The sequence below is a fragment of the Streptomyces sp. WAC00040 genome (genome assembly GCF_056835925.1).
Genome location: NZ_JAKQZE010000001.1, coordinates 2,893,854 through 2,907,469, shown reverse-complemented (window position 1 = coordinate 2,907,469; position 13,616 = coordinate 2,893,854). Strand labels below are relative to the sequence as shown.

9 protein-coding genes are annotated in these 13,616 nt (G+C 71.3%); 6 read left to right on the top strand and 3 right to left on the bottom strand.

Going from position 1 to position 13,616, the window contains the following annotated elements:
- Positions 1–37: 37 nt before the first annotated feature.
- Entirely contained in the window at positions 38–2,395 is a 2,358-nt protein-coding gene (locus MDN94_RS13665; protein ID WP_482726102.1) for an ABC transporter family substrate-binding protein, read from the bottom strand.
- A gap of 320 nt (positions 2,396–2,715) precedes the next feature.
- Between MDN94_RS13665 and MDN94_RS13660 the strand changes: the two genes are divergently transcribed.
- The 4 genes from MDN94_RS13660 (at position 2,716) to MDN94_RS13645 (ending at position 6,567) form a co-directional block, all read left to right on the top strand.
- Positions 2,716–2,955 (top strand): hypothetical protein, encoded by a 240-nt coding sequence (locus MDN94_RS13660; RefSeq protein WP_441264019.1) that lies wholly within the window; start codon positions 2,716–2,718, stop codon positions 2,953–2,955.
- A gap of 84 nt (positions 2,956–3,039) precedes the next feature.
- Positions 3,040–3,861: a hypothetical protein gene (locus MDN94_RS13655; RefSeq protein WP_482726101.1), complete on the top strand. Its 822-nt coding sequence runs from the start codon at positions 3,040–3,042 to the stop codon at positions 3,859–3,861.
- A gap of 13 nt (positions 3,862–3,874) precedes the next feature.
- Entirely contained in the window at positions 3,875–5,800 is a 1,926-nt protein-coding gene (locus tag MDN94_RS13650; protein ID WP_482726100.1) for a fumarate reductase/succinate dehydrogenase flavoprotein subunit, read from the top strand.
- Positions 5,797–6,567, top strand: coding sequence for a succinate dehydrogenase/fumarate reductase iron-sulfur subunit (locus MDN94_RS13645; protein WP_482726099.1), 771 nt, complete (start codon positions 5,797–5,799; stop codon positions 6,565–6,567). Before MDN94_RS13650 ends, MDN94_RS13645 begins: the two co-directional genes overlap by 4 nt.
- A gap of 51 nt (positions 6,568–6,618) precedes the next feature.
- Here MDN94_RS13645 and MDN94_RS13640 read toward each other — a convergent pair whose 3' ends face one another.
- Positions 6,619–7,695: a glycoside hydrolase family 18 protein gene (locus MDN94_RS13640; RefSeq protein ID WP_482726098.1), complete on the bottom strand. Its 1,077-nt coding sequence runs from the start codon at positions 7,693–7,695 to the stop codon at positions 6,619–6,621.
- Between the two features lie 87 nt (positions 7,696–7,782).
- Here MDN94_RS13640 and MDN94_RS13635 point away from each other — a divergent pair, with 87 nt between their 5' ends.
- Positions 7,783–9,774: a TPM domain-containing protein gene (locus tag MDN94_RS13635; protein WP_482727069.1), complete on the top strand. Its 1,992-nt coding sequence runs from the start codon at positions 7,783–7,785 to the stop codon at positions 9,772–9,774.
- 75 nt (positions 9,775–9,849) lie between these two features.
- Positions 9,850–10,560 (top strand): PspA/IM30 family protein, encoded by a 711-nt coding sequence (locus MDN94_RS13630; protein WP_482726097.1) that lies wholly within the window; start codon positions 9,850–9,852, stop codon positions 10,558–10,560.
- A 328-nt stretch (positions 10,561–10,888) separates the two neighbouring features.
- Here MDN94_RS13630 and MDN94_RS13625 read toward each other — a convergent pair whose 3' ends face one another.
- A complete protein-coding gene (locus MDN94_RS13625; RefSeq protein WP_482726096.1) occupies positions 10,889–13,471 on the bottom strand; it encodes a SpoIIE family protein phosphatase in 2,583 nt (860 codons plus the stop codon).
- Positions 13,472–13,616: the final 145 nt, after the last annotated feature.

Below are 13,616 nucleotides of genomic sequence, written 5' to 3'. Positions count from 1 at the left end.
ACCTGCGATTTCTCGTGACCGACGGCCTCTGCGGCTGTTACCTGGGGGCGACTGCGGCCGTCTTGAAACCAATGTCCTGGTATCGGGGCTCGGCGAATCCGAAGGCGCCCGCGTTGACCACCTGCTTGCGTGCCGCGACCAGCTGCGGGCGCTGGTAGAGCGGAACGGAGCCCGCCGCCGCCCAGATCCTGGCGTCGGCCCTGCGCATCAGGTCACGCGCGGCCTCCGCGTCGAGCTCGCCGGCGGCCTGGTCGAAGAGCTGGTCGATGTAGTCCGTACCCACCCTTGTGTAGTTCTGCTCGACGAGGAGCGAGCCGTCGGAGGCCGGCCTCGGCTTGGCGTAGATCGGCCGGGCGTCGGTCGCCGGGAAGGGGCTGGAGGGCCAGGAGTAGAGGGCCAGGTCGTAGTCGCCCGACGCGATGTGGTCCTTGAAGAAGTTCGCGTCCTCCACCTTGATGATCTCCGTGGCCACCCCGACCCGGTCCAGCATCTGCGCGATCTTGTCGCCGACCGTGCGCAGCACCTCCGAGCCCGCGCCCGAGGGGAGGACGAAGCGGAGGCTGAGCGGCTTCCCGTCCTTGCCGAGGGCGCCGCCGACGGGCGCGGCACCGGGTGCCGCCGTACCGCGCGGTGCGTAGGCGCCGGGCACGTCGCCCTTGTCACCGGCCTTCGTGGCCGCCTCGTCCGTGGCGCCGGCACCGTCGGCGGCGAGCGACGCGGCCTGCCGGCGGACGGCGGCACTCCGGAGCGCGGCGCCGGGGGCCGGGGCAAGGATGTGCGTGACGCGGGAACCGGACCTCGGGTCATGGGCCGCGGGCTTGTCGTCGCCGACGATGTAGAGCCCGTCGTCGGAGGCGGCGTCGTTCTTCTTCTCCGACGCCCCGCCCGACGGGCTCGAGGACGGCTCGGCGGAAGCCTTGCCCGTCGTCCTCTTACCGTCCTCCTCCTTGCCGCCCTGACCGCCCTTGCCCTTCCCGTCCGGTTTCCCGGCCTCGCCGCCCGCCTTGGCCGGCTCCTCGCGGAGCCCACCGGGCGTCCAGCCGGCGTCGGCGAGCAGCGCCTGCGCCTCCTGGGTGTCCTGCTCCCCGAGTGCGGCGCTGTTGTCGGTGTACGCGGCCTGCCCGGCCAGCGCGAGGTGGTTGCCGGGCGGCTCCGCGGGCAGGCCGAGCGGCGTGAGCACGGCATCGGCGATCTCCTTGCGGTTCAGCGCCCGGGCGATCGCGCGACGCACCCGGTCGTCGGCCAGCGGTCCGGACTCGCCGTTCAGCGCGAGCTGGGTGTACGCGGGCTCCAGCGACTTGCGGACCTCGTACTTACTGAGGGCGGACTGCTCCTGCGCGTACTTCTTCTCCGCCTCCGCCGCCCGCTTGCGGGCCTGCTGTGCGACCTCGGCCAGCTCCTCGTCGGAGCCGTGGGCCATCGCCCACGACTTCAGGGCGGCGGACGGAGTCCTGGCGGCGCCGGGACCGTAGGCCAGCGGGCGTCCGCCGCGTCCGGCGTCCTTTACGGCGTAGGCGATACGTTCCGCCGCCGACGGGTCGACGTCGGCCAGGTCGAGGCTTCCGGCGGCGAGCGCGGCGATCCGCTTCTCGCGCGGTACGGCCGACAGCACCAGCTTGTCGAGCTTGGGGCGGTCACCCCACCAGCGCGGGTTCGGCACGAGCGTGGTGGTGTCGGCCGCCTGGTCGATCTTGGAGATCCGGAACGGTCCCGCCGTCACCTTGAGCTTCGTGCGGGCCCCGTCGTTGAAGGCCGCCGGAGTCCCGGTCACGTCCTTGGGGTAGAGCGGCGTGAAGAGCGACTTCCAGTCCGCGTAGGGCTTGGTGAAGGTGACCTTGACCTCCAGGTCGTTCTCGCCGCGCTCGACCTTCTGGATCCGCTCGTACCCGGCGTTGCGCGCCGTCCAGTACGAGGAATCCTTTCCGCTCAGCGCCCGCCACTGGGCGAGGAAGTCCGGGGCGCCGATCTCGCGGCCGTCGCTCCACACGGCCTGCTGGTTGAGCTTGTAGAGCACGACCTGCTTGGGCTCCCGCTCGACGATCTCCGCCGATTCGAGATAGTCGGGATTCCGCTGCGGCCGCCCGTCGGCGTCCAGGGTGAACAGGGCCGGCAGCACGGCGCCGGCGATCCGGCCGGTCGTGGCGTCCGCGTCGGCCTGGAAGGAGTTGAGCGTGGCGGGCATCGCGTCGACGGCCCAGCGCAGCGTCCCTCCGTCGGCGACGAGCTCACGGTCGGCGGGCGAGATGTCCTGAGCAGGGGGCTTCCCCCTGCTCTGCTCGTCGCCCGAGCTGCATCCTGCGAGAACGGGGAGTACCAGCACTCCGCTCGCGAGCAGTGCGACGGGCCGGAGCCTTCGGGAGCATGTCCGCCCGCGGGGGGCTTCGACCTGGGACATGGCTTGTACCTCTTCGTCCTGTTTCGTCGAATTTAGAGATGATCACACCGATTCCACTCACTGAAGTGGATGGATTGCCGCGCCGGAGGGAGACACGGCGGCGCTTCCGTGAAGGCCACCCGTGCGGAGGAACCACGAACGCCGCCAACGGGAACAAAAAGGGTGAATATGGGGGGAGTGAGGCTCCGACCATGAGGGGCGCGCTGGCAGCGCATCCGCCGGGAATCCCCGTACGTCCCCTTCACAAGCGGGGATGTGACGCGCGACACTCGCAGGCGCATGAACGACGCCACCGCACCCCGCGGAAGTGAGGGCAAGTCATGTCACAGGAAGATCTCGCGGCCGTCCAGCGCCGCCTCGATGAGTTGGTCCGGCGTGTCGGCGAGCTTGAACAGACCGTCGACCGACTGAGCGGCTCCCGCCCGCTCGCGGGCTCCGCGGCACCGGCCGCCAAGGTCCGGACCGAGCTGGTCACCATCCCCGACGCCCCGTACGACAACGCGCTGTGGACCGATTCGGACGACGAGGGACTGGGCGTCCGCGACCGGCACGCACCCTGACCGGCCCGGACAGCAGGAGTCGGCCCGCAGAAAGGGCCGGCGAACCGGAGCCCATCCCTGATCCCACTCCACCCGGAGCCTTCGTTGGCCACTGGTACCGAACCACCACAAGTCCATAAGGGCGTGCACGAGGCCACGCGTGCCGCCATCGGCCCCCGCCACCTGCGAACCGACCGCTGGTGGCTGGCCCCGGCCATGACGGCCGCCGGCCTGCTCGCCTTCATCGTGTACTCGACCTGGCGCGCGTTCGCCGGCGCCGACTACTACGCGGCGCCGTACGTCTCGCCCTTCTACTCACCCTGCCTGGCCGAGAACTGCGAACCGATGCGGTCCGGCCCCAACTGGGAGATCTTCGGCAGCTGGTGGGGCCTGTCGCCCGCGCTGCTCATCCTGATCTTCCCGCTCGGCTTCCGGCTGACCTGCTACTACTACCGCAAGGCCTACTACCGGGGCTTCTGGGCCTCTCCCCCGGCCTGCGCCGTCGCCGAGCCGCACAAGAAGTACTCCGGCGAGACCCGCTTCCCGCTGATCATGCAGAACATCCACCGGTACTTCTTCTACGCCGCCGTGCCGGTCGCCGGGATCCTCACGTACGACACGGTGCTCGCCTTCCGTGACGAGCACTACGAGTGGGGCCACATGGGCCTCGGCACGCTCGTGTTCCTGGTCAACATCGTGCTGATCTGGGCGTACACCATCTCGTGCCACTCGTGCCGGCACATCGTCGGCGGCCGGCTGCGGCACTTCTCCAAGCATCCCGTGCGCTACCGCCTCTGGGGCTGGGTCGGCAAGCTGAACGCCCGTCATATGCAGCTCGCGTGGGCTTCGCTGTTCAGCGTCGCGCTCGCCGACTTCTACGTGTACCTCGTCGCGTCCGGCGCCTTCGACGATCCGAGGCTGTTCTGATGGAAGGTGCTTGATGACCGAGCTCGAACGGCAGCAGTGGGACGTCGTGGTGGTGGGTGCGGGCGGCGCGGGCCTGCGCGCCGCCATCGAGGCGCGTGAGCGGGGCGCGCGTACGGCGGTGATCTGCAAGTCCCTGTTCGGCAAGGCCCACACGGTCATGGCGGAGGGCGGCATCGCCGCCTCCATGGGCAACGCGAACCCCGGCGACAACTGGCAGGTGCACTTCCGCGACACCATGCGCGGCGGGAAGTTCCTGAACCAGTGGCGGATGGCCGAGCTGCACGCCCGCGAGGCGCCCGACCGGGTCTGGGAGCTGGAGACCTGGGGCGCGCTCTTCGACCGCACCGCCGACGGCAGGATCTCGCAGCGCAACTTCGGCGGCCACGAGTACCCGCGCCTCGCCCACGTCGGCGACCGCACCGGGCTCGAACTGATCCGCACCCTCCAGCAGAAGATCGTCTCCCTCCAGCAGGAGGACAAACGGGAGCTCGGTGACTACGAGGCCGGGCTGAAGGTCTTCCAGGAGTGCACGGTGACCCGCGTCCTGAAGAAGGACGGCAGGGTCTCAGGAGTCTTCTGCTACGAGCGGGAGTCCGGCCGCTTCTTCGTCCTCGAGGCCCCCTCCGTCATCCTGGCCACGGGCGGCATCGGCAAGTCCTTCAAGGTGACCTCCAACTCCTGGGAGTACACCGGGGACGGGCACGCCCTCGCGCTGCTTGCCGGCGCCCCGCTGGTGAACATGGAGTTCGTCCAGTTCCATCCCACGGGGATGGTCTGGCCACCGTCGGTGAAGGGCATCCTCGTCACCGAGTCGGTGCGCGGCGACGGCGGGGTGCTGCGCAACTCCGAGGGCAAGCGGTTCATGTTCGACTACGTGCCCGATGTCTTCAAGGAGAAGTACGCGCAGTCCGAGGACGAGGGCGACCGCTGGTACGAGGACCCGGACAACAACCGGCGTCCCCCCGAGCTGCTGCCGCGCGACGAGGTCGCGCGGGCGATCAACTCCGAGGTCAAGGCGGGCCGCGGCTCCCCGCACGGCGGTGTGTTCCTCGACGTGTCCACCCGGATGCCGGCGGACGTGATCCGGCGCAGGCTGCCGTCGATGTACCACCAGTTCAAGGAACTCGCGGACGTGGACATCACGGCGGAGGCCATGGAGGTCGGGCCCACCTGCCACTACGTGATGGGCGGAATCGCCGTCGAGTCCGACACCGCGGGAGCGCTCGGCGTCCCCGGGCTGTTCGCCGCCGGAGAGGTGGCGGGCGGTATGCACGGCTCCAACCGCCTCGGCGGCAACTCCCTCTCCGACCTCCTCGTCTTCGGACGCCGGGCCGGGCTCCACGCGGCCGAGTACGTCCAGCGGCTCCCCGCACGGCCGGCCGTCGACGAGGTACAGATCGACGCCGCGGCGGCGGAGGCGCTGCGCCCCTTCAGCGCCGAGGGTCCGGAGGCCGGGACGACGCCCGAGAACCCGTACACGCTCCACCAGGAGCTTCAGCAGACGATGAACGACCTGGTCGGCATCATCCGCCGGGCGGGCGAGATGGAACAGGCCCTGGCGAAGCTCGCCGAACTGCGCGAACGGGCGAGCCGCGCCGGGGTCGAAGGGCACCGGCAGTTCAACCCCGGCTGGCACCTCTCCCTGGACCTGCGGAACATGCTGCTGGTCAGCGAGTGCATCGCGCGGGCCGCCCTGGAGCGGACCGAGAGCCGCGGCGGCCACACCCGGGAGGACTGCCCCGGCATGGACCGCGAATGGCGCCGGGTGAACCTGGTGTGCCGGCTCCGGAAGGAGGACGACGCCACCGCGGCCGCCGGAGCCACCGGCAGGATCCGGCTCGAGCGGAGAACGACCGAGCCCATCCGTGCCGACCTGCTCGCGCTGTTCGAGAAGGAAGAACTGATCAAGTACCTCGCCGAGGAGGAGCTGACCGAGTGAGCGCCTACCAAGCCCGCTTCAAGGTCTGGCGGGGCGACCGGAGCGGCGGCGGTCTCGAGGACTTCACCGTCGAGGTCAACGACGGAGAAGTCGTCCTCGACATCATCCACCGCCTCCAGGCCACCCAGGCGTCCGACCTCGCGGTCCGCTGGAACTGCAAGGCCGGCAAGTGCGGTTCCTGCAGCGCCGAGATCAACGGCCGGCCCCGGCTGATGTGCATGACCCGGATGTCCGTCTTCACGAGGGACGAGACGATCACGGTCACACCGCTGCGGGCGTTCCCCGTGGTGCGGGACCTGGTCACCGACGTCTCGTTCAACTACGAGAAGGCCAGGGAGATCCCGTCGTTCGTGCCGCCCCCGGGTGTCGCGGCCGGCGACTACCGGATGCAGCAGATGGACGTGGAGCGGTCGCAGGAGTTCCGCAAGTGCATCGAGTGCTTCCTGTGCCAGGACACCTGCCATGTGGTGCGCGACCACGAGGAGAACAAGGAGGCGTTCGCCGGCCCGCGGTTCCTGATGCGCATCGCCGAACTGGACATGCATCCGCTGGACTCGGCCGCAGGAGCCGGACTGGACCGCAGGACGACGGCACAGGACGAACACGGACTGGGCTACTGCAACATCACCAAGTGCTGCACGGAGGTCTGCCCCGAAGGCATCAAGATCACGGACAACGCGCTGATCCCGATGAAGGAACGGGCCGCGGACCGCAAGTACGACCCGCTGGTGTGGCTGGGCAACAAGATCAGGCGCCGGGAGGGCTGACGGCCGCGCGGCCCGGGAGCGGGCGCGGGTCCCGCGCCCGCTCCCGGGCTGTCAGCACCACCCTTCGCGGTAGGCCTTCCAGTCGCCCTCCTCCGCCGCGAAGTCCACGTACAGCGCGACACCGAAGGCCTTTCTGTCGCGGTCCGTGCGCCCGAGGCCCAGCCGGGTGCCGCGGACCGCCGCCGCGACCGTCTCCGCGTTCTCGTGGTGGCCGAGATCGTCCTCGTGGAAGAACGGCAGCCCCATCAGCAGGTCGGTGCCCGGTGGCGTCACTTCGAGCGCGAGGGCGGTCTGCTGCGCGACGTAACCGCCGTACATGCCCTCCAGCGGCATCCACGTGTCGTACGACATGACGGCTATCTGGTCGACCCGCCGCGCGACCTCGCCGAAGAACTTCTGCGACCACCACTTCTCCCGGCCCGTGACCGCCGCGTTCACACGGTGCGCGGCGGGCAGGGGGTCGATCTGGTGGGCCGCAACCGACAACTGCGCCTTGCGGTCGCGCGTCAGTTCGCGCAGCGCGTCGAGCAGGGACAGGTAGTCGCGGTCCCCGGAGAGCAGCGGTTCCAGGTCGAAGTGGACCCCCTCGAACCCGGCGCCGAGAATCTGCCGGGCGGAGCCCACCACCGCGTCGCGGGACCGTTCGTCCAGGCGCAGACCGTTTGGTCCGTCGTTGGCGAGCACGTCGCCCAGCCACGCCTGGACCCGGATGCCCGGCATCTCCCGGTGCACGGCGTCCATGAGCCACCGGGCACGGGGGTAGCGGTCGGCGGGCAGGGTGCCGTCGTGCTCGAGGGGACCGGCGTGCACGTACAGGTCCCTGATGCCGGTGCCGCGGATCCGCTCGGCGAAGGCCCTGACGTCGGCGTCCTTCTTACGGCCGTCCACCCAGGCGTGGCCGAGCCAGATCGCGTCCTTGCCGCGGGTGCGGGTGCCGTCCTGGAGGTCCCCCGCGTAGTTGATGCGCAGAGCCACCGCACCGGTGAGCAGCGGGACGAGCAGGGCCAGCGCCAGGGCCAGCGCGATCCTCCTCGGCCACTTCAGCCGCGGACTGCGCCATGCCCGTACGAACGCGCCCGTCCTGCCCTTCGGCCGTGGGGCCGTTCCCGTTCCCTCGTTGGTTCCCATGGGATGCAGGACTGATCACCGGGTACCCGCGGTTCCTGAGGCGTCCGGTCGCGGCGGAACAGAGGCGGACTTAGCCTCCGAAATGTGATGCGAACAGCCGCCCGGATCCTCGTCGCCCTGCTCACGGCGGCATGGTGGGTGGTCGCGCCCGCCGCGCAAGGGGCCACGGCCGACGACCCCGTCGACCTCTCCCGGCAGGGACAGATCACCGACCGCACAGAGGCCCTGGGTGACCGCGAGGGGCGGGTGTCCCGGGCGCTCGACCGCTTGTACGACGAACAGCGGCTCCAGCTGTTCGTCGTCTACGTCACCGACTTCTCCGGCCGCTCCGCGCAGGACTGGACGGCGGAGACCGCCGCGAAGAACGGGCTCGGCACCAGCGACGTCCTGCTGGCCGTCGCCACCCGCGACCGGCAGTACGCCTACTGGGTCGACGCCGCCTCCCGCCTCACCGACGCACAGCTCGCCGAGGTCGCCCGGACGGCGGTGGAGCCCGCGCTGCGGGAGAACGACTGGGCGGGCGCCGCGATCGGCGCCGCCGACGGCTACGGCGCGGTGCTGTCCGGCGAACCGGTCCCCACGGTGAACATCACACCCGGCGAGGCCGAGCCCGGTGGCGGCGGCGCGGGTACCGGCGCGGGCGACCTCGTGCTCCCCATCGCGGTCGTCGGCGGCGCCGCCGCCCTCGCCGCGTACACCTACGCGAAGCGCAAGCGGCGCACGGCCACCCGCACCACTCCGCGCGGCGCCCAGGAGGGCTGGGGCACGGCGGAGCAGCCACCGCTGCCTGAGCTGGACGCCAGGGCCAGGGCGACGCTGGTGGAGACCGATGACGCGGTGCGCACCAGTCAGGAGGAACTCGGGTTCGCCACCGCCCAGTTCGGTGAGGAGGCGGCGAAGCCGTTCCAGGAGGCCGTGGCGCACGCGCGGCAGGAGCTGGCCGCCGCGTTCAGGCTGCGCCAGCAGTTGGACGACGCCTACCCGGAGGACGACGCCACCCGCCGCAGGATGCTCGAAGAGATCCTCGCCCGCTGCTCAGAGGCCGACCGCCGGCTCGACGCCGAGGCCGAGGACTTCGACCGGCTGCGCGCGCTGGAACGCAACGCGCCGCAGGCGCTGGACACGGCGGAGGCCGCCTACCAGGACGTGAACGGCCGTGTCGTCAGCGCGGAAGCCACGCTGGGCGTCATGCGCGAGCGGTACGCGCCGTCGGCGGCGGCCCCCGTCGCGAGCGACGTGGAACAGGCGAAGGACCGGCTCGAGTTCGCGACGACCGCCCTGGACCGGGCCCGGCAGGCCGTCGGGGCCGATGACAACGGGTCCGCCGCGGTCCAGGTGCGGGCCGCGGAAGGGGCCGTCGCCCAGGCCGCCCGCCTGATCGAGGCCGTCGACCGCCGGGCGCGGGATCTGGCGGAAGCGGCCGGAAAGCTGCCGAGCGCGCTGACCGAGACGGAAACCGATCTGGCGGAGGCACGCGGACTGCTCAAGGGGACGGAGGAAGGCACGTCGACCGCCGGGCTCCAGGGGCGGATCGCCCGCGCGGAGAGGGTCGCCGCGGAGGTGCGCACGGCGACGGAGTCCGGGCGGTACGACCCCATCGACGCACTGCGCCGTGTCGAGGAGGCCGACGCCGCCCTGGACGAGGCGCTGGCCGGTATCCGGGAACAGGAGCAGGGGACGAGGCGCGCGCGGGCGCTGCTGGACAGGGCCCTGCTCGGCGCGCGCTCGGGTATCGGGGCCGCCGCCGACTACATCACCACGCACCGCGGCGCCGTCGGCAGCGAGGCCAGGACCAGGCTGGCGGAGGCCCAGCGCCGGCTGGAGCGGGCGGAGACCCTGGCCGGCGCGGACGGTACGGGCGGGAACGGCACCGGTGGTGATCCCCAGGCGGCTCTGGCCGAGGCACAGCGGGCGGACTGGCTGGCGCAGCAGGCGCAGAGCCTCGCGGAGAACGACGTGCGCGACTTCCGGAACCCGTTCGGGCCGGGCGGTGCGCCAGGGACCCGGGGCTTCGGAGGGGGGCCCGGCAGCTTCGGCGGTGGTGGCACGCGGGGCCGGATGGGCGGTGGCCGTTTCTGACGTCGGCCGGCTGGTGGCGTGTACGCCGGCCCGTATTCCGTTTGGCGTTCAAGGAGCCGTTCAAGGAGCAGTGGCATGACCAAGCAGACCGTTCTCGGGCGGGTCACCCAGCTGGCCAGGGCGAACATCAACGCACTGCTGGACCAGGCGGAGGACCCGCAGAAGATGCTCGACCAGCTGATCCGCGACTACACGAACAACATCGTGGAGGCCGAGCAGGCGGTGGCGAGCACCATCGGCAACCTGCGCCTCATGGAACAGGACCACCAGGAGGACGTCGAGGCCGCCCAGGAATGGGGCGCCAAGGCGCTGGCTGCCAGCAGGAAGGCGGACGAGCTCCGCGGGGCGGGGCGGACGGCGGACGCCGACAAGTTCGACAACCTCGCGAAGGTCGCCCTCGGCAGACAACTCCGGGCCGAGCAGGAGGCGAAGACGGCGGAGCCGACGATCGCCTCCCAGACCGCGGTCGTCGACAGGCTCAAGTCGGGCCTGGAACAGATGAAGACGAGGCTGGAGCAGCTCCGGGCGAAGCGGGACGAGCTGGTGGCCAGGGCGAAGTCCGCGGAAGCGCAGAACCGGATGATGGACGCCGTGAAGAGCGTCGACGTGCTCGACCCGACGAGCGAACTCCACCGCTTCGAGGACAAGGTCCGACGGGAGGAGGCGAGGGCGCTCGGGGAGCAGGAACTGGCGGCGTCGTCGCTGGACGCGCAGTTCGAGCAACTGGAGAGCGTGGGGGAGGAAGCGGAGATCGAGGCGAGGTTGGCGGCGCTGAAGTCCGCTTAGGGGGTGGGCGGGGGTTGGCCCCTGCCCGGGGCCGTTCCCCTACCCGCCTCTTCCCGCCGTACCGATGCGCGGCTCCGCCGCGTGACGGGGCAGGTCCCGGACCCCGCACCGTGCTTTACGCGGTGCCCTCAAGTGCCGGGCAGGCTGGATTTCGCCGCGCGGAATCAGCCTCGCCCGGGGCACCTCACACGGCCGCCGGGCCGCAGGGGGAGTTCGAGGCGCGGGGTCCGGTGGGGGTTCCCCACGCCGCCAGGGGCAGGGGGAAGAGCCCCGATTCGGGAAGGCGCGGGGTGGGGACAAGCCCGCCGCGGGCGACCCACGCACGCCCTCAGAACATGCTCAGCAACTGCTCCACCGTCGGCTCCGCCGACCCCTCGCCGTCCGGGAGGGCCAGTTCGAACCACACCGTCTTGCCGCGCGGCGTCCGCCGGGAGCCCCACGCCGCGCTCAGGAGTCCGACGAGTTGGAGGCCGCGGCCGCCCTCGTCGGTGTCGCGGGCACGACGGCGGCGGGGCTGGACGAGGCCGGCGTCCCAGACCTCGCAGACCAGGGTCCGGTCCCTGAGCAGCCGCAGCCGGATCTCGCCCTCGCCGTAGCGCAGGGCGTTGGTGACCAGTTCGCTGACGAGGAGTTCGACCGTGTCGACGAGGGACTCGAGGTCCCACGCCGTCAGCTGCGCGCGGGCCAGTTCGCGGGCCCGGCCCACGGAGCGGGGCTCGCGGGGCAGCTGCCAGTCACCCACGGCTTCGGTCGGCAGACCCTGTATACGGGCCATCAGCAGCGCGATGTCGTCCTCGCCGTGCCGGGTGTCGAGGGCGCCGAGCACGTGGTCGCAGACGTCCTCGAGGGGGCGCACGGGATCGGCGAGGGCGGCGCGGAAGGCGCGCAGGCCTTCTTCGAGCGGGTGGTCGCGGGACTCGACCAGCCCGTCGGTGTAGAGGGCGAGGAGGGAACCTTCCGGTACTTCGATCTCGACCTCCTCGAAGGGTTCGCCCCCCACGCCGAGCGGCATGCCCGGCGGCACGTCGAGCAGCAGGGCCTCTTCGCCCGGTTCGACCAGAACGGGCGGCAGATGGCCCGCGTTGGCGAAGGTGCAGCGTCGGGTGACCGGGTCGTACACGGCGTACACGCAGGTGGCGAGATAGACCTCGGAGAGGTCCGCGTCGCGGGAGGTGTGGGCCACGCGGGAGGGGACCTGGGCGCCGCCCGAGGTGCGGCCGCCCTTGGCGGGACTGCCGAGCCCGCGGGCGATCTCGTCGAGCGCGGAGAGCACTTCGGCGGGCTCCAGATCGAGCAGTGCCAAGGTCCTTACGGCGGTGCGCAGTTCACCCATGGCGACGGCGGCCCGCAGTCCGCGGCCCATCACGTCCCCGACGACCAGGGCGGTGCGGTGGCCGGGGAGTTCTATGACGTCGAACCAGTCGCCGCCGACTTCGGTGGCGGTGGTGCCGGGCAGATAGCGGCAGGCGATGTCGAGACCGGCCGCCTCCGGGTCGCCGGGGGGCAGCAGACTGCGCTGGAGGATGAGGGCTCGTTCGTGTTCCCTGCGGTACAGGCGGGCGTTGTCGATGCAGACGGCGGCCCGCGCCGCGAGTTCGACCGCGAGGGCCCGGTCCCGCTCCCCGAAGGGCTCGCTTCCCTTGGTCCGGGAGAACTGCACCAGTCCGACGACGGTGTCGTGCGCCACCATCGGTACGGCCAGCGTCGACTGGACGAGGCTGCCTTCCTCGCCGGGGATCGACCGGACGGCGGCCGTGCGCAGGGCCCCGGCGCACGGCGAGTTGAACGGGTAGCGGTGGACCTCGCCGACCGCGGTGGGGCCGCTGCCTTCGGGCGCGCAGCCCGGGGTGGTCATCAGCGGGGCGTCGGACACGGCGCTGGCGAAGGCGACCCTGCGCAGTTCTGCGCTGCCTCCTCCGAAGCCTTCGGACCGGGCGGAGCCCCACTGGCCGGGCGGGGCCTCGTCGCCGGTGAGCAGTCCTTGGTACAGGTCGACGGAGGCAAGGTCGCAGAAGCCGGGGACAGCGACGTCGAGCAGTTCGCGGGCGGTGGTCTCCAGGTCGAGGGAGTTGCCGATCCGGGCGCTCGCCTCGTTGAGGAGGGCGAGGTTCCGGCGGGCGTTCGCGGCTTCGCGGGCGGCGATATGACGGCGCGTCACATCCGTGCCGACCCCGGCGACGCCGACGGGCCGGCCCGATCCGCCGTGCACCCGGTAGAGGTTGATCGACCAGTGCCTGCGGTCGGTGCTGCCGGGCGCCGTGCCGACGATCTGGAGGTCGGTGACCGGCTCGCCGGTCTCCAGGACCCTGCGCAGGGAGGCGTTCATCCGCTCCGCCTCGGGGCGGGAGAGGTAGTCGTGGACGGTGCGCCCGCGGTGGTCCTCCGCGGCGCCGCCGAAGACCGTGGCGAAACGCTGGTTGGCACGCTGCACGGTGAGGTCGGTACCGAAGAGCAGGAACCCGAACGGAGATTGGCCGAAAATGGCCTGCGATGCGGCGAGGTCCGTCTCTATCCGGCGTAGTGCGCGGACGTCGAGGACGATGCAGAGCGCGCCCTGTTCTCCCTGCGCCGTCTCACTGGGCATCACATACACCTCGGCGAGACCGTGCGCCCGGCTGCCGCCCGGCACCCGGAAGGGGACGAGTCCCGTCCACTCCTTGCCGTCGAGGATCTCGGCCAGTCTGCGGCGTCCTCGGGGCCGGAGCTCCGCCGGCATGAAGACCTCGACCGGGTCCTTGCCCCTGGCCTCGTCGGCAGCGATGCCGAACAGGTCCACGGCCCGGTCGCTCCACTGCTCGACCAGACCGTCGTGGCCGATCGAGAAGGAGGCCACCTTGATGTAGTCATAGATCGAGCCAGGCGGGCTGCTCTGCCATACGACATCGCTCGCCGTCTCAGGTATTTCGCTCACGCGACCGTCCCCTCCAGCTCACCGCACCGGACCGGCCATGACCGCAGTATTCAGCACTACGGCTCCCACCGACACGGCGTTCACGATCACAGAGCGGTCTCGTTCGTTTTGAGCCGACTCCGGCGTGATCGTCTTCCCTGAAGAC

What these genes read in the sequence shown, in the direction of transcription:
- MDN94_RS13665 (WP_482726102.1), bottom strand. Translation starts at nt 2,395, where the DNA reads ATGTCCCAGGTCGAAGCCCCCCGCGGGCGGACATGCTCCCGAAGGCTC.
- MDN94_RS13660 (WP_441264019.1), top strand. Translation starts at nt 2,716, where the DNA reads ATGTCACAGGAAGATCTCGCGGCCGTCCAGCGCCGCCTCGATGAGTTG.
- MDN94_RS13650 (WP_482726100.1), top strand. Translation starts at nt 3,875, where the DNA reads ATGACCGAGCTCGAACGGCAGCAGTGGGACGTCGTGGTGGTGGGTGCG.
- MDN94_RS13640 (WP_482726098.1), bottom strand. Translation starts at nt 7,695, where the DNA reads ATGGGAACCAACGAGGGAACGGGAACGGCCCCACGGCCGAAGGGCAGG.
- MDN94_RS13635 (WP_482727069.1), top strand. Translation starts at nt 7,783, where the DNA reads ATGCGAACAGCCGCCCGGATCCTCGTCGCCCTGCTCACGGCGGCATGG.
- MDN94_RS13630 (WP_482726097.1), top strand. Translation starts at nt 9,850, where the DNA reads ATGACCAAGCAGACCGTTCTCGGGCGGGTCACCCAGCTGGCCAGGGCG.